At 43.8% G+C, this 17607-nt stretch carries 14 protein-coding genes; 13 read left to right on the forward strand and 1 reads right to left on the reverse strand.

All coding sequences use genetic code 11. The features are described from left to right. Positions 1-171: 171 nt before the first annotated feature. A complete protein-coding gene (rocF, locus tag HP401_RS34450) occupies positions 172-1068 on the forward strand; it encodes an arginase (protein ID WP_012684013.1) in 897 nt (298 codons plus the stop codon). A gap of 93 nt (positions 1069-1161) precedes the next feature. On the opposite strand, the gene HP401_RS34455 is transcribed toward rocF, so the two are convergent. Beyond that, complete coding sequence (locus HP401_RS34455) at positions 1162-1320, reverse strand: aspartyl-phosphate phosphatase Spo0E family protein (protein ID WP_064203429.1); 159 nt, start codon at positions 1318-1320, stop codon at positions 1162-1164. A 170-nt stretch (positions 1321-1490) separates the two neighbouring features. Here HP401_RS34455 and sigW point away from each other — a divergent pair, with 170 nt between their 5' ends. From sigW to HP401_RS34515, 12 genes are all read left to right on the forward strand, one after another. After that, entirely contained in the window at positions 1491-2054 is a 564-nt protein-coding gene (gene sigW / locus HP401_RS34460; protein ID WP_016742677.1) for an RNA polymerase sigma factor SigW, read from the forward strand. A gap of 17 nt (positions 2055-2071) precedes the next feature. After that, positions 2072-2695: a zf-HC2 domain-containing protein gene (locus HP401_RS34465; RefSeq protein ID WP_012684016.1), complete on the forward strand. Its 624-nt coding sequence runs from the start codon at positions 2072-2074 to the stop codon at positions 2693-2695. A gap of 105 nt (positions 2696-2800) precedes the next feature. Further along, entirely contained in the window at positions 2801-3625 is an 825-nt protein-coding gene (gene cdaA / locus HP401_RS34470; RefSeq protein WP_016742679.1) for a diadenylate cyclase CdaA, read from the forward strand. Further along, positions 3618-4865, forward strand: a complete 1248-nt coding sequence (locus HP401_RS34475; protein ID WP_087349885.1) for a CdaR family protein — start codon at positions 3618-3620, stop codon at positions 4863-4865. Before cdaA ends, HP401_RS34475 begins: the two co-directional genes overlap by 8 nt. Before the next feature lie 43 nt (positions 4866-4908). After that, the gene (gene glmM, locus HP401_RS34480) at positions 4909-6255 is read left to right on the forward strand and encodes a phosphoglucosamine mutase (RefSeq protein WP_012684019.1); all 1347 of its coding nucleotides are present in this window, start codon (positions 4909-4911) and stop codon (positions 6253-6255) included. A gap of 481 nt (positions 6256-6736) precedes the next feature. Continuing rightward, positions 6737-8569: a glutamine--fructose-6-phosphate transaminase (isomerizing) gene (gene glmS, locus HP401_RS34485; RefSeq protein ID WP_173607116.1), complete on the forward strand. Its 1833-nt coding sequence runs from the start codon at positions 6737-6739 to the stop codon at positions 8567-8569. A 246-nt stretch (positions 8570-8815) separates the two neighbouring features. Further along, a complete protein-coding gene (locus tag HP401_RS34490; protein WP_173607088.1) occupies positions 8816-9394 on the forward strand; it encodes a hypothetical protein in 579 nt (192 codons plus the stop codon). Beyond that, positions 9395-10225, forward strand: a complete 831-nt coding sequence (locus HP401_RS34495; RefSeq protein ID WP_173607089.1) for a TnsA endonuclease N-terminal domain-containing protein — start codon at positions 9395-9397, stop codon at positions 10223-10225. Between the two features lie 2 nt (positions 10226-10227). Next, positions 10228-12450, forward strand: a complete 2223-nt coding sequence (locus tag HP401_RS34500; protein WP_173607090.1) for a Mu transposase C-terminal domain-containing protein — start codon at positions 10228-10230, stop codon at positions 12448-12450. Beyond that, positions 12437-14113 (forward strand): ATP-binding protein, encoded by a 1677-nt coding sequence (locus tag HP401_RS34505; protein ID WP_254457192.1) that lies wholly within the window; start codon positions 12437-12439, stop codon positions 14111-14113. Before HP401_RS34500 ends, HP401_RS34505 begins: the two co-directional genes overlap by 14 nt. A gap of 13 nt (positions 14114-14126) precedes the next feature. Continuing rightward, positions 14127-15947 (forward strand): TnsD family Tn7-like transposition protein, encoded by a 1821-nt coding sequence (locus tag HP401_RS34510; RefSeq protein ID WP_173607091.1) that lies wholly within the window; start codon positions 14127-14129, stop codon positions 15945-15947. Next, positions 15935-17563 carry a hypothetical protein gene (locus HP401_RS34515; RefSeq protein WP_173607092.1) on the forward strand — a complete coding sequence of 543 codons (1629 nt, stop codon included), beginning with the start codon at positions 15935-15937 and terminating at the stop codon, positions 17561-17563. The genes HP401_RS34510 and HP401_RS34515 overlap by 13 nt, the downstream gene beginning before the upstream one ends. Positions 17564-17607: the final 44 nt, after the last annotated feature.

The raw sequence follows: 17607 nt of genomic DNA on the forward strand, positions 1-17607 counted from the left end.
ATGTTTACGAGAAACGAGAAACCGAAATGGTTGCTCGTTTTTTTGTGTTTTTGACAAAGCTTGTCCGACAGGTTATTTATGCAAAATCATGTCGAGTTGAGTCATTTTGCTTTCCGGGGCTACAATATAGGAGTAGAGAATGAAATGGACGAAGGAAAGGGTGGCACTTTTATGAACAAAAACATGAGCATTGTTGGTGTACCGATGGATCTAGGTGCAGACCGCCGCGGAGTTGATATGGGACCTAGCGCAATCCGTTATGCAGGTGTTGTAGCACGCCTGGAAAAGATGGGCTTCAATATTGAAGACCGCGGAGATATTTTTGTAACGCGCCCTCATCACTTCACCGAGACGGAAAACCATAAATACCTGGATGAAGTCGTGGAAGCCAATGAAAAGCTTGCCAATGTTGTAAGCGATATCATGACTGCTGGTCGATTCCCACTCGTATTGGGTGGAGATCACAGTATTGCCCTTGGAACCATTGCGGGTGTGGCTAAGCACGTAAAAAACCTGGGTGTCATTTGGTTTGACGCTCATGGTGATTTGAATACGGGTGCCACTTCTCCATCGGGAAATATTCACGGTATGCCTTTGGCAGCGAGCTTGGGTTATGGACACGAGCGTCTGACGAACATTGGGGGATATACACCAAAGGTAAAGGCAGAAAACGTGGTCATCATCGGAGCGCGTGATCTGGATCAAGGTGAGCGTGAATTGATCAAGCGTATCGGGATGAAGGTTTTCACCATGCATGAAATTGATAAGTTGGGTATGGCTCGAGTCATGGATGAAGCAATCGCGCATGTGTCCAAAAACACAGATGGCGTGCATTTGAGCCTCGACTTGGATGGACTTGATCCACACGATGCTCCGGGAGTAGGGACGCCAGTAATAGGTGGTATCTCCTATCGTGAAGGGCATGTCTCATTGGAAATGCTGGCAGATGCAGATATTCTTTGCTCGGCAGAATTCGTAGAGGTCAACCCGATTCTTGACCGAGAAAACATGACAGCTCGCGTTGCGGTCGCTTTGATGAGTTCCGTTTTTGGTGATAAATTACTATAAAATAAATGAAGAAGATCATGAAAAAAGAGAGGCTTTTGGCCCTCTTTTTTTGTTTTACCGCATCTTTACTTTGATGAGGGAAAGCTGTACATTCTAAGGATGGAGACGCAGTTTATTTAATAGCTGATCCAGTTGTACACTTAGTGTAACTAATTCTGGAGTAATGCAGGCTTGTTTTTTGTATTGATCGTTGAGTTCTTTTCGCAGCATTTCAATCTCGAGGAGAACGTTTTTTTTTGACAATCGTTGCACTCTCCTTTCCACCCGTGAGATAAATGAGCTATCATTACTTATATATAGAAGAAAGCAATACGCTTATTCCTCTATTTCCCAACAAATTATCCGCACAAACACAAGATTAAAAATGAAACCATATGTAGTATCATCCGTATATAGGATTACGGTATTGTGGGGAGGATCGCATGGATTTTGTAGAGAAACGGTTGACTCAGCGGGCTAAACGCGGAGACCGTGAAGCTTTTGCGGAGTTAATCGAGATTTATAAAGATAAGATATTTCAGCTCGCATATCGTATGGTGGGAAACCGTCAGGATGCAGAGGACATCGCGCAAGAAACATTTTTGCGTGTCTATGCCAATTTGCATTCATACGATGACAGCTATAAGTTCTCCACGTGGATCTACAGGATCGCGACCAATCTATGTATCGACCGTGGCCGGAAAAAACGACCTGACTTTTCATTGGATGAAGAAACCGAACCAGGGCAAGGCTTGGACTGGTATTCACGCCTGTCTTCTAACGAGCGAACACCGGAGGACAAAGTCGTAACGCAGGAGCTGCAAGAGACTGTGCAAGATGCTTTGTCTCACTTACAGCCCAAATATCGCTCGATTATGATCTTGCGTTATATCGAGGATTTGTCGTTGCAGGAGATCAGCGATATCGTAAAGCTTCCCATAACGACAATCAAGACGCGTATTCACCGAGGAAGGGAAGCATTACGCAGCAAGTTGCGATTGATGTGAGAAAGGAGAAAATCACGATGGAATGCCGGGATATGATTTGCCTCATCCACGAATATCTAGATGGGGACACTGATGAATTAGCCAATCTGCAATTGCAAGCACACATAAAGACTTGTGTGAGTTGTCGTCAGCATATGCATGAGTTGCAGAGAGCCATCGCTTTTGTTCAAAGCGCTTCACATATTCATGTCTCTTCTGATTTTACAGCTCGTGTACTTGCGCAATTGCCTGCGCCGACGAAAGCGAATCTGTTATCAGGATGGCTTCGTAATCATCCGTTTTTGACAGCTGCAGCGGTATTTCTCTTTTTGATGACCGGCAGCGTACTCAACAGTTGGTTTGATCAGGATGACACTCTACAGGTATCCTCTGCTAATTTGGATAAATTAAAAATAGATCGTGAACGCAATGTCGTAGTTGTACCAGCAGGAACCAATATTGATGGAGACTTGGTTGTACGCAACGGAAACGTAGATGTTCAAGGCCATGTAACAGGAAATGTTGTGGCTATTGAAGGAAAAGTGTTCGTGGCATCTACCGCCCAAGTCGTGGGAAATACCGAATCGATCGAAGCGATCGTAGATTGGATCTGGTATGAGGTGAAAAATATTGGAAATGACTTGCTTCCGATCTTGCCATAAGAGAAAATAGAGAGTACAGCTATCAGAGCACGGCAGTGGAGCCGTGCTTTTTCCGCAGGAGATAGACTGACTTCATTAGATGGAGCGAGATATGGGGGCTTCGTTATGATATCGATATCCATGGATTATGGGGATTTGCTACGGTATGCAACGGATATTTTACTCGTTACATACGTGTTCTATAAAATCATTATGCTTATTCGCGGGACGCGCGCTGTACAATTGCTGAAGGGGATTATGGTCATCGTCATCACATGGTTCCTCAGCAAATACTTCCAGCTCACGGCACTACACGCGCTGATGAATCAAGCATTTACATTCGGGGTTTTGGCCGTCGTCATCATCTTCCAGCCGGAATTGCGTCGAGCACTGGAGCAGCTTGGGCGAGGCAAGCTTTTTTCCCGTTCAAGCAGTACGCAGGATGAAGAGGTAGTTAGCCGCTTGGTTCAAGAGGTGGGCAAATCGGTTACGTACATGGCCAAGCGTCGCATTGGTGCATTGATCGTCATTGAGAGAGAGACGGGTCTGAATGACTACGTGGAAACGGGTATTGGCATTAACGGGCGAGTCAGCTCGGAGCTGCTGATTAATATTTTCATTCCAAATACACCGCTGCATGACGGTGCAGTCATTATGCGAAAAGACATGATTATGGCTGCTGCCTGTTATCTTCCACTGTCTGAAAACAATTCCATCTCCAAAGAGTTGGGGACGCGCCATCGAGCGGCAATAGGGCTAAGTGAGGTTTCCGATGGCATTGCGATCATCGTATCTGAAGAGACTGGACAGGTGTCCTTTGCCGCGCATGGAGCAATGAATCGCAATCTGACGGAGGCGCAACTGGCAGAGATGCTGACAGAACAGCTTCAGCCTCTGTCCAAAGGCAAATCCATGGGAAGTCGTTGGCAATGGAGGCGAAAACATGGATAAATGGTTAAACAGTCATTGGTTTGCACGTGCTGTTGCGTTGCTTTTGGCTATCATGACGTGGATGATTGTCAATCTGGAAGCCGAACAAACGACGACTCCTGAGGCAAGTCAGCCCACTTTTATTGACAGTGTTAATTTGCATGTGAAATACGATACCGATCGTTACCAGGTGGTCAAGCAGCAACGAACGGTAAAGGTTGCCTTGGAAAGTAATAATCCTTTTTATCGACACAATTTCTTCCCAGAAGAATCGTGGGAAGTGTATGTCGATGCGACGAGCCTAGGCAAAGGAACACATCGTGTACCTGTCCAGTACAAGGGATTCCCGGATGAAGTCAAGGTAGGGATCATCCCGAATATCGTGGAAATTACTTTGGAAGAGAAGAAGACAGTTGAGCGTGAAGTCTCTGTGGAGAAATTGGGACAGGTCGCCCCCGGTTACACGGCTGGAGAACCTATTGTAAAGCCGTTTAGAGCACTGGTAAGGGTACCTGAAAGCCAAGTGAATAAGGTAGCAGCTGTTAAGGCATCGGTTGACCTGGAAGGGGCTACTTCCGCAATCAAAACAACGGTTCCGCTCAAAGTCGTGGACAAGTCTGGCAACGTGATTCAAGGTGCCGATGTAGTGCCACTTACGGTAGAAGTGAACATTCCCGTAACGAGTCCGTTTGCCAAAGTGCCAATCAAATTAAACTTGACGAATGAATTGCCGAATGGCTATAGTTTGGCTAGTATGGGTATGAATGTGGAAGAGGTCACAGTCTATGGACCGAAGGAAGTCATTGATGGCATCAAATCCAACACTTATCCAGGGCCGGAAATCGATCTCAGCAACATTACATCAGATCGCGATATAGAGCTAAAGATACCGTTAATGGATAATATTGTGAAGGTGGAGCCGGAGTATTTGACCGTATCGCTAAAAGTCGTTCCATCAACGACCAAGCGTTTGGATAAGATTCCGATTCGCATTAGCGGGCTATCAGAAAGCATGGAAGCAAAGGTACTATCCACCGATGGCCAGGAGATGTCTACAATCGACTTCGACGTAATCGGCGCTCCAGTAGTGCTGAATCAGTTGAGGCATGAAGACTTGCAGGTCGTAGCAGATGTCAGCAATATGCCGGCGGGTGTGTACGAAGTACCATTGAATTATATTTTCAATCAGTCGGAGTATATCAAGACTTCTGCGGGCGCACCGAAAAAGGTCACAATTCAAATCACGAACAAGCAAAGGTAGACATAAGCTGTTGTGTGCACAAGGAAGGAAATGAGGGACAATCATGGGGAAGTATTTCGGAACAGACGGTGTACGTGGTGTAGCAAATACACAACTGACACCCGAACTGGCATTTAAAATCGGACGCGTTGGCGGTTACGTTCTCACCAGACACAAGCAGGAAGGGAAACCAAAAGTGGTGATTGGGCGCGATACGCGCATTTCCGGTCAAATGCTGGAAAACGCGCTTTTGGCTGGACTGTTATCGGTTGGAGCAGAAGTGGTCAGATTGGGTGTTATCTCCACCTCGGGGGTAGCGTATCTCACACGTGCACTTGGTGCAGATGCTGGAGTTATGATCTCCGCCTCTCACAATCCGTTTCCGGATAACGGAATCAAGTTCTTCGGCAGCAACGGTTTTAAACTGTCCGACGAAGTGGAAGCTGAAGTAGAACAGTATTTGGACGCGGCAGAGGATACGATGCCTCGACCAACAGGCGAACAAATCGGGACGGTTCTGGAATTCCTGGAGGGTGGACAAAAGTACCTCTCTCACTTGAAGAGCACTGTATCCGAGCGATTTGACGGTCTGAAGGTAGTTCTGGACTGTGCAAATGGTGCTGTCTCATCATTGGCAGCTCGTCTGTTTGCGGATGTGGACGCTGAAGTCATTACGATTGGTGCGAATCCGAATGGAATCAACATCAATGACCAGTGCGGTTCAACGCATCCTGAACGCTTAGTAGAAGAAGTTTTAAAGCATAAAGCTGACTTGGGTCTATCCTTTGATGGGGACGCAGATCGCTGCATTGCAGTGGATAATAATGGTGAAATCATCGACGGCGACTATATTATGGCGATCTGTGCTCGAGCGCTCAAGGCTAAAGGAAAGCTCAACAACAATACAGTTGTCACGACCGTAATGGCCAACATGGGCTTCTTCAAAGGGATGGAAGAGTGCTCCATTAATACAACGAAGACTGCTGTTGGGGATCGCTATGTAGTAGAAGAGATGCTGCGCGGCGGCTATAATCTCGGTGGCGAACAGTCGGGTCATATCGTCTTCCTGGACTACAATACGACAGGAGACGGTCTGTTAACGGGTCTGCAGCTCTTGAACATCATCAAGGAGTCTGGCAAGCCGTTGTCCGAGCTCAAACAAGTGATGGTCAAGTATCCGCAGCTTCTGATCAATGTCCGTGTAGAGGACAAGTCAAAGCTGAATGGTAATGAAGCTATTGCGCAGGCGATTCGTGAAGTAGAAGAAGATTTGGCTGGCAATGGTCGCGTTCTGGTTCGTCCGTCTGGAACAGAGCCAATCGTACGTGTCATGGCAGAAGGTCCAGATGCGGCACAATTGGAAGGGCTCGTGAATCGGATCGTTGACGTGGTCAAACAACAATTAGTGTAAAAGTAGTGTAAAAAGTTTCAGGGAGCGGTTTCGATGCCGCTCCCTTTTGCATACAACTAAAATACGACGACGACATGTTGTCGCTCTTCACAATCTGTGGTACAGTGTTCATGTGCGCTAGCACCAAGAAAGAAAAACTTGGGAGGGGTTGTGCAAAAAAGAACAAGCACGTAAACCAAATGCATACCATTGGAAAGCGCCAGCACTGAGGCTGCCCGACATGGAGCCCAGTGGACGAGGTGGAGGTTTATCGAAGGATTCGGCGGATACCTCCCGGCAGCAGTATCACTGCCGCAGAGCGCAGGGACAAAACATCAGGGTGATCTGATGGACAAAACCTTGTGTGTGATACGTTTTTTGCCATTGCCGAAATAGAAGAAACAGTATGATCATAGAAAAAACATGGAATGGCGGGGGACTCACCCCCGTACCATTGTTCGGGTGGAAGTCCCTCGCCAAATTGGAAGGGGACCATACACTTATGTGCGGAATCGTTGGATATATTGGAAATAAACAAGCGCAAGACATCGTTATCGGAGGACTACGCAAGCTGGAGTATCGCGGCTATGATTCAGCAGGGGTTGCTGTCGTGAATGAAAACGGCTTGGATTACTCAAAAGCGCAAGGCCGTCTGGCTGTTCTGGAAAGTCGTTTGGAGTCGAAGCCATTGACTGGTTCTATGGGAATCGGGCATACACGTTGGGCGACACACGGAAAACCGTCTGACGAGAACTCCCACCCACATACAGACGAGAAAGCGGCTTTTGCAGTCGTTCACAACGGGATTATCGAAAACTTCCTGCCATTGAAAGAAGAGCTGCTGGCAAAAGGCTACAAGTTTACCTCTGAGACAGATACCGAGGTTATCGCTCACTTGCTCGCTGACATGTACGATGGCGATATCGTTTCTACAGCGCGTCGTGCTGTACAACGTATGCGTGGTGCCTATGCATTGGGAATCATGACGGAACACGAGCCAGATAAGCTGGTAGCGATTCGTTTGGCTAGTCCGTTGGTAGTTGGTGTGGGTCAAGGCGAGAGCTTTATCGGCTCGGATATCCCAGCTATTTTGGAACATACACGTGACGTGTACATTTTGAACGAAGGCGAAATGGCTGTGTTGACTCGCGATGGTGTGGAACTGATGAACGCAGAGACCGGCGAGAAAATCGAGCGGGAACTGTTCCATGTCGAGTGGGATCTGGTACAAGCGGAAAAAGGCGGATATGATTCCTTCATGCTCAAGGAAATGCACGAGCAGCCTCAAGCTGTTCGCGATACCATGGGTGCCCGCATTGACGAGGAAAACAAGCGAGTGATTTTGCCTGAGCTGAAAATGAGCGATGCGGAACTGGCGACATACGATCGCATCTACATCGTGGCATGCGGTACTTCCATGCACGCGGGTCTCGTCGGTAAGGATGTTATCGAAAAATGGACACGCGTACCTGTAGAGGTAGCAGTTGCTTCCGAGTTCCGTTACCGTGATCCGATCTACACAGACAAGACACTGATGATCGTCATCAGCCAATCTGGTGAGACAGCAGATACGCTGGCTGCTCTGCGTGAGGCGAAAAAGAGTAACGTGAAGGTGTTGGCTATCACCAACGTGGTAGGCAGCTCCGTAGCTCGTGAAGCTGACGAAGTGATCTTTACGTGGGCTGGTCCAGAGGTAGCGGTAGCATCTACGAAAGCATACACCTCCCAAGTCGTTGCCCTGTACTTGTTCAGCCTGTATTTGGCTCAAGTAAAAGGCACCATGGCGGCTGCTGAGGTTGCTGAAGTGGTTGAGCACCTGAGCGAGATCCCTGGCAAAATCGCTTCCATGCTGAATGACGATGATCAAATTCGTCGCTTTGCAGAGGGCACGAAAGAGGTAAGCAGCCTGTTCTTCATCGGCCGCAGCCTCGACTATGCGGTATCGCTGGAAGGCTCTCTGAAGCTGAAAGAAATCTCTTACATTCACTCCGAAGCGTATCCAGCTGGTGAGCTGAAGCACGGTACTCTTGCGCTGATTGAAGATAATGTTCCAGTTGTAGCTTTGGCTACGCAACCAGACATCTACGAAAAAACGGTAAGCAACATCGTGGAAGTAAAAGCTCGCGGGGCTCATGTACTGGGCTTTGCGACTGAAGGCAACCACGACCTGGCGAAGAGTGTGGATGAGGTCATTTACATGCCAGCCACTCTGCCAATGCTCACACCGATTCTGACCGTCATTCCATTGCAATTGCTTGCTTACTACGCTTCTGTCGCTCGCGGCCTTGATGTGGATAAACCACGGAACTTGGCGAAGAGTGTGACGGTTGAGTAGGGGTTGAAGGGTTAATAAGTCGAGTTGTTCTGAGTAAATAAAGTTTTAGACTAGAAAATAAAGTGTTAGACTGAAAAATAAAGTTGTAGACTGTAAAATAAAGTATTAGACTGGAAGTATAAGGGTATACTGCTGGTGTGGTACTTGAAGATAGAAACTACAGGGATACTACAACTAAGAATAAAGTCTATTGATCGAGCTACCTGTTTAGGGTAGCTCTTTCTTAATTTTAGGGGATGTTGAAAAATGAAACGACTTTTATTTGAAACTGCAGACAGGTTATTAACCAGAGAAGAGCAGGTTCAGTTGAGAGAGCTAAGAATTAATATAGAAAATTTCTACGAAAATCTATTGGTGCTTGATCGTGTGATTGGTGGTATTGGCATTTTTAACATTAATAAAGGTGATATTGGTAGGTATGATGTCCGTGACCGAGAAATTTTAAGACCTTTTCAATACATAGATGCTTATTTCCAGATGGATCATCAGCATGTTTCATGGGTAACAAGAGAAATTGTTCATATGTGTGGTCTTCATTTAGAGTCAATGATAAAGAATATGTTTAGTTTTAGTAGAATGCCCTTGGGCCAGGCATTAACCCAATGGGTCGTTTCTAACAGGCTAGATAATCAATTGATGATAGATCTCAGAGTGATAGTCGGATTGTACAATGATGCAAAGCATCGTGTGAACCATCAGAAGGATACTCATCTATTTGATATATCTGATGCTCTTGTTTGTTATATTGTAACTCGTAAGATATCTATGAGGCTTATGCCAATGGTAAGGCTGTATACACCATTAGAAGTGTGGGAGGGATGCTGATTGACCAAACGAAAACGCGAAACCTCGATAAGCCAGATTGAAAAGCGTATAAAAGAAGGCCGTGGCCAGGGATACGGTCGGGAATATATACCGTGGCTTCTCATTCAAGACGTACCTTCTTCTGGTCGAGCTACTCGTATCCATGGATGGAAAACCAAGCGAATTCACCACGTACATTCAGATCTTGAACGTTCCTACCTGTATATTCTTGAATGGTCAGATAGTGTCACTGATATTCGTGAGCAGTTCCCCCTCCTCCCCATCGAAGAAACTCTCTCTATAGCTGAGGAGCTCAATATTAAGCATCCTACAGATCCTAAATCTAACCATCCAATCGTTTTAACAACTGATTTTTTGATCTCTGTCGGTAATCGTGAGATAGCCAGAACAATCAAACCTTCTTCACAGTTAGACTCTTCTAGAGTAATCGAGAAGTTTGAAATTGAAAGACGTTATTGGGCAAAACGTAATATTGACTGGGGAATTGTTACGGAAGTAGACATCCCAAAGATCTTTGTACAGAACATCGAATGGGTTCATAAAGAACGAAATAATGAAGATGTTCATCATCTTGGCCCTTACATCGTATCTGGGATAGAGAAGGTTGTTCTTGAAAGTCTTTCAGATGCTCACACATCAATGGCTACAGCGACTGCCGTAGCAGACGATAAGTTAGGTCTAGAGCCAGGAACATCATTAGCGATGGTACGGCATTTCATAGCGGCGAAGAGATGGAAAGTGAATATGAGTAAACCAATCTTACCATCACAGCCATTGGACGAAATAATTATTGAAAATGAGCAACTAAGGAACTCGGCAATGGGGGGATAAACATGTTGGAGTGGCTCGTTACAAACACTGTTGTCGAATGGAAAGATATTGATGCTGAGCCATTAGATAATGGCCACATTGAACGGATACTGTGGATCGATTCCCAACATGAAAAGGTCGTTACGATTGCTTTAGATGATGAAAAAGCATTTCCTCAAGTAAGGACTGTCGAAGAGTATGTTAAAAGTGCACTTGAAAAACATCACCGAGTGATCGAATTTATACAATTACCCAATCTGTTTATTGAGGAAGCTTCTATTCCCCAAAAACACAAGGAGATAAGGGACAAGGCTTGGGAAGTAATCTCTTCAATTGTAGAACAAGAACCCGATGTCTTTGATCCCAAGCTGCGAGGAGTCATGGTTGCAGAAGCAGTACAAACAACTCAAATACATAAAAGCACCATTTATCGATATCTAAGAAGATACTGGCAAGCTGGTAAGATGGTTAATGCTTTGCTACCCTACTATAAAAATTCAGGTGGTTTAGGAGCTGAACGCATAGGTGGTGAAGCAAAAAGAGGACGACCTAAAAAATTCTCTGATGAGCCTACAGGAGTAAATATTTCAGAAGAGATGAAGCAATCTTTTCGTTCGGGTATTCGTTTGTTTTATAACACGAAGGAAAAGGCTCCTTTAAGACGTGCCTATCAGAAAACGATGGAGGCATTTTTCAATATTGGATTTAAGAAAAGTGAAGATAATACTAGGATTCCTCTACTACCCCATAAGGATGAATTACCCACGTTTGGACAGTTCAGGTATTGGTATCAGAAGGAGCTGGATTTAGAGGAATCAATAAAGAAACGGCAAGGTAAACGGAATTTTGAACTTAAGCATAGGCCTATATTGGGTAGTTCAACGAAAGAATCATTTGGTCCTGGTTCTCGCTTTCAGATTGATGCCACCGTTGCGGATATTTACCTTGTTAGTCATTACAACAGAGAATGGATCATTGGACGCCCAATCATTTATGTCGTCATTGATGTCTTTAGTAGATATATTGCCGGTCTGTATGTAGGATTGGAAGGCCCAAGTTGGATAGGAGCAATGATGGCTCTTGCAAACACGGCATCTGACAAGAAATCATACTGTGCTGACTATGGCATTGAAATAGAGGCTGATGATTGGATAAGTAGTCATTTGCCACAGAAACTTACAGCAGACCGAGGAGAACTTGAGGGAACGATGCCCAACAACCTGATCAATACACTGGGAGTTGATGTGGAGACAGAGCCACCCTATCGTGCTGACTGGAAAGGGATTGTGGAGCAACAATTTCGTTTATTCAATCATCGAACGATCAAGTGGGTACCAGGGGCAGTTGTTGCGAGAAATAGAGAACGTGGTGAACGAGACTATCGCCTAGATGCAAAGTTAACACTTCATGAATTCACACAGATCATCATCAGAACGATTCTTTATCATAACAATCAACACTACATGGAGTGGTATGACCGAAATGAATTTTTAGTAGCTGATAATATTTCATCTATTCCGCGAGAACTATGGAATTGGGGCATTATGAATCGAACCGGAAGGCTGAAAAAGCACCCAGAAGATATCGTGAAGTTAAACTTAATGTACAAAGGTAATGCTTCCGTTACTAAGACAGGGATTTTATTTAAAGGCATGGCTTATACAAGTGAGATCGCTATTCGAGAGCAATGGTTTACGAAAGCTCGTGCTAAGGGAAGCTGGCTAATCCCGGTCGCTTACGATCCACGAACGACGAATTCAATATATATTTGGCTTGATGATGGACAAAGGTTTGAGAAATGCTATTTGTTTGAGCGAGAAGAACGATATTTCAATAAACGATTTGAAGAGGTAGAAGACTTATTAGAAATGGAGAAGCAAGGGAAGCAAGAAAAAAGTGATGATACTATGCGAGCCAAGATTGAACTGGATGCCTACATAAAGGGTGTCGTTCAAGAGGCTACACGAAAAACTAATGAGGTCTTGGAAAAAAGTGATTCTAGCGATCGTGAGAGAACAAAGCACATCCGTAAAAATCGCAAATTTGAAAAAGAACAAAATCAGTACAAAGAAGTATTAAGTTTGGGAGATCCCCAAAAAGATACACCAAGAGAAAAAACGGATAAAGTTGTTCCCTTTACGAAGAGTGATACAAAGATGGAGACTGGCTACATCCCCCCCGCAGAGAAGACCTCTCGGCTGCGGTCCATACTAGATCCATATGATGATGGTGATGAAAATGAGTAATGATATAGCACCTTCAAATTCAATATTCAGGGGTCTAGCGGTTGAAGCTTACTACCATGATCCCCAGTTAGAGGATTATGCTGGTAATCCTCTATTGGAAGCACTGCCACCAATATGGGATGAAGCATCTGCAGTTAGGAAAATGGCTTCAAGGCCTATATTCAATGCAAATGAAAGAAATTTGCCAACGCACCTACGACTACACTGTGTTCAACGTATTGCGCGAGCTTACTTTCAGCCCTTGTCTACGCATATTGAGCTAGAGCAGAGAATTTCACGACTAATCCGAGATGGATACATCGGTAGGAATCCTTTGGAACCAAACTATGCAATCCGTGCTAGAAATGATGCTCACGATCTTATTACTTATGGAGAAAGCAGACTCTATCCGATTGTTAATCCAAGTTCATCAGGCTTTGCAATTGTAGGTATTTCTGGAATCGGAAAATCGTCAGCTTTGGTACGAGTCTTGTCTATGTATCCACAGGTCATTATGCATAGTAAGTATAAGGACCGTAACCTTAGCCTTTACCAAATCGTGTGGATGAAAATGGACTGTCCGCAAGATGGCTCTATTAAGGGGCTGTGTATTAATTTCTTCCAAGCAATTGATCAGATGCTCGGAACCAATTATCACAAAAAGCATGCGGGTGGTCGCCGTTCTGTGGATGAGTTATTACCGATCATGGCGCAAATCGCGGCCGTACATTGTCTTGGAGTTTTGATTATTGACGAGATCCAAAACCTCAGTGAGGCCAAAAGTGGTGGCGGTTTACGAATGCTCAACTTTTTCGTCCAGCTTGTGAATACCATTGGACTACCAGTAGTTGTGGTTGGTACATTCAAGGCTCTCCCTATTCTGGACGGAGAATTCCGAAATGCGCGCCGTGGAACAGGACAAGGTGATCTAATCTGGGATCGGATGAAAAATGATGATGAGTGGGATTTCTTTTTGCAAGGCTTGTGGAAATTTCAGTGGACTAACAACAGAGCAGAGTTTACAGATGAAATTAAGGAAACCATGTACGAAGAATCTCAAGGAATAACAGACATTGCTATTAAACTCTTTATGTTGTCACAGTGGCGTGCAATCGATACCGACAAAGGATGTCTAACGCCCGCGATTATTAAGTCTGTAGCAAAAGATCGATTGCAGCTGCTTCAACCTGCTCTAACAGCGTTGAAATCCGGTGATAAAAGTAAAATCGCTAAATTTGGAGATGTCTATGCTAGCTTATCCGTCATGGACTACTTAGATGAATTGGAAGCAAAACATAAACAAGAGAAACGTCTCGAAATGATTAAATCGGAGCTAGGTTTTGGTCCTAATGTCCAGATCATAAAACAGATAGCCAACTGGTTAATTGATGCTGGGATTGAATCAGCAGTTGCAAATGCAGCAGCGGAGAAAACGGTTCAGGATCATCAACAGTCACTAGTAGACATTGATTTCAATCAAATAGCACTAAAAATAGCTTTAGGTAGCTCCACAGAAAAAACTGTATCATCTCCACCAAAATCTACTCGCAAAAGAAACCGTAGTATTCGTACAGCCGAGGACCTACGGGAAATCACTTCCCTAGGACAAAGCAAAAAGATTTCTGGTTATGAGTCATTGAAGTTGGCTGGATATATTAAAAATCCGAATGAGTTCTTAGCGTAAGGGAGAGACTGCCTTGCTATCCTTTTTTCCTACTCCTTACCCGGATGAGTTAATGTATAGCGTGTTTGCTCGTTACCATGCTCGAAGTGGTAATGTGAGTTTTAAATCCACCTTGCAGGACTTGTTTGGTTCTGAAGCAATAGTCTCCTCTATTGGTTTCTCTAGCCAGTTATATGCATTAATTCAGAGGCTCCCAAAGGGGGCGGTATATACTGCTGATGATTTCATCAATAAGCACAGTATATTCCCTTTCTACGCCGCATTTCTACCACCAGACCGCCCTAAAAAGATCAAAGATATGCTGAAAGGAAATCAAGGAAGAGCTGTTCAAATGGCAATTGGGATTATGGCAGGTGGTGTGTGTCAAAAGAACAGGTTGTACTTCTGTATAGAATGTCTTTCAGAGGATATCCAATCTTATGGTGAGTCGTACTGGCATCGTATTCACAATACTCCAGGAGTGTTTATTTGCCCAACTCACCACTCTCCTCTAGTAGCGTATCCCACAGCTAAGCTCAACAGACATGGTTTTACTGCTTGTCCACTGACGGGCATAGAGAAATATAAAGTGGAATCCATTTTAGCAAACTATGAAACACTTTCACCAAAAACAAAAGAGATGTTACTAAAACTAGCACGAGACATCCAAAAGCTGTATTCCATATCTGACATTCCAAATCTATATAGCGCGAAAACAGTTTTTTTGCCTGAATTACAATACTCACAATATGCCACTCCTAGCGGCAGGATTCGCCAGGGAATGTTACATCGCGATTTTGAACTTCATTATGGAAACGAATTATTAACACTTTTGGAATCAACAATAGAAGACGAATTTAGTTGGTTATCTATTGCTACCCGAAAGACAAGACGTACCCTTCACCCCATCCGTTATCTTTTATTGATCAATTTTGTATTTCATTCGGTAGAAGAATTTCTAAACAAAACTAGAGGTTACCATCCATTTGGACAGCCTCCTTGGCCCTGTCTAAACCATGCTGCAGATCATTTTTTGAAGAAAGTGATAGATCATTGTGATGTAACGATTTGCTCTGATACTCGGAGACCAGTTGGGACATTTAATTGCGAATGTGGCTTTGTCTATTCACGAAGAGGTCCGGATAGATCTGAAAATGATCAATTACGAATCGGGAGGATAAAGGAATTTGGTCCCGTCTGGTTATCCTTGCTGGCTAATAAATTACAACATCAAGCAGGTTCCTTTAGGAAAATCGCCCGTGATCTAGGGGTGGATCCGAAGACCGTTATTAAATATGCTCAGTTGTTAGAAAGAGATGTAGCTGAGAAAAATCGGCAGTCTCGGCCTAAGCTAAAAGTAACCAAGAAAGATGCGCCGATAGTTCATAGCCGATCAGATCACAGAAGAACTAAAAAGGACGTCATCCAGAGAGTCAATTGGGAGTTGCGTGATTTAGAAACGAGCGTCAAGGTTGAGGCAGAGTGCAAAAAAATACTTTCAAATGAAATGCAAAAGCCTATTAGGGTCACGATTGCTTACGTTGGCAAACAAATTGGTTTGCAGTCATTACTCGAGAAACACAAAAATAGATTGCCAGTTACCATGAGTGTATTCAAATTGTACACCGAAGACATTGAACAATTTCAAATAAGAAGAATTAGATGGGCTACACAGCTTCTTCACAACCGAAATGAACGGATTTTGCGTTGGAAAATAGAAAGAATTGCGGGCTTGAGACCAGGATATACTTCTCTGATTTCAGATGAAATCGAAGCGCAAATTCTACAATATCACTATGAAGCTCCAACAATTCAAGCGGTACGAGACGGTGGTGAATCACTTTGGATACATTAAAATTTTCAAGTTGGCCATTTACTAAAGGCGAACAGGTATCTATTCACTGGTTTCGCTCTCCCTATCGGAAAGGAAATGGGGAATGGGTTTTTGATGTAGTATTCCGTAGAACCAATGGTGCCATTGATCAGACTGCAACAATTCCTTGGGGGGCGTTGCCATGGCTTCGATTTGGACAATATGTCGTTGATGGTAAGCCAATGAAAAGCATGGGACGCGGCAAAATAGAAAAACTTTCACTTAAGCGGCTACAAAATGGACAAGTGATACCAGCTAGAAAGGCGTTTGGAAAAGAACTATATAAGCTATTTTTCAAGGAAAACTATGAGGAGCTCTGTTGGGTTATTAAGCATGAAGATAAAAATGTGGTCGTCCCTTGTATAGAAATCATAAGGGCATTTCTGACTCCCTCACGTTTTTTGGCAAACGCGATTGTTCATCCCACAGGACTTGATAGCTTGGTATTGGATACAGATGATACAAACGGTGATTACTATATTAATCTTTCCAAAGCGATACCCAAATCATATATTAACAGAGGACTAATCGCTCATCTTGTGTGGCTCTTCAATGACCGTTTAGCTAAAAAAGCATGGAATCAGGTGTATCAGTCTTTTTTTCGTAATGCGATGCAAACTAATCCATTCAACCCTGTTACGCAGTTATCTGCTAACAATAAAGTGAGTGTCCATGTTCCATTACAAGGCAATAGTAATTGGGTTTCCCGGGTTATCGAAAACGACAGAGCGATATTAGTTCTTAACATCTTAGACGCTTCGGGACTTGTACCGCCTTATCGTAATATAACTGTTGAACATGAGGGTGTGGTGATTCGAAGTGCCTCTAGTCAGAATGTCGGTAGCCGAGTTGTTAAAAGATCCAAAACTGGTGACGATCATGAGCTTGATGAATCACTTCTCCCCTCTTTTGATGCGCAAGTGCACCCACAAATTGATGTACAAGCAACTCGATTGCGATTTGATTTTAAACCAAGTGTAACAATAAATGAGACTGCATCTTCCAACAGTGTGCCTCTAAGTAAGGAGATTAAGAATGGTGAGGGTACTCTTAATAACTTGGTTACAACTACTGAATCGGTTCCAGGTGGCCATAGGAGACCAGTAGACTTTCGTAAATTGCAAGTGGAGTACGAACTGCAAGGTACAGGTCTTGAAGATTTTGTGAATGCAATTAAAATATTACAAGAGTTAATGCCTGAGGTCTCAATTGATTTGCAAATTTGTGAGTTACCAGGAGATAAGGGAATTTCTTTTATAACCCACAGTATTCGAAGAAAATATGCAGTCGTTCTTTTTAAAATTCCGAATGGTAATGATGTTATTTGTGTTGAGATTGGCAGACCAGATAATTACTCAATCTCTACAATTTTCATTAGAGCAATCACTAGTTATCATATAGAGAACAAAATAAAAGATGGCGTGGTAATTACTTTACTTAATTTGTTATTAGATAATAACGGTTCGTGGAATAAAGAGTTATTAAAACAGAACCCAAGCTTTGAATTTAAGTATCTAAAGCATATGTCACAAGATTCAATTCAAAGGTGGGCAAATAAAATAAGGATAAAAATTTTGAGCAATTGGAGTATTAATTAAAAAGAAAAAGGAGGGTCTGTCCGAAAAGTTGTATTTCCGCCCGA

The sequence above is a fragment of the Brevibacillus sp. HB2.2 genome (assembly GCF_013284275.1).
GTDB lineage: Bacteria > Bacillota > Bacilli > Brevibacillales > Brevibacillaceae > Brevibacillus > Brevibacillus brevis_D.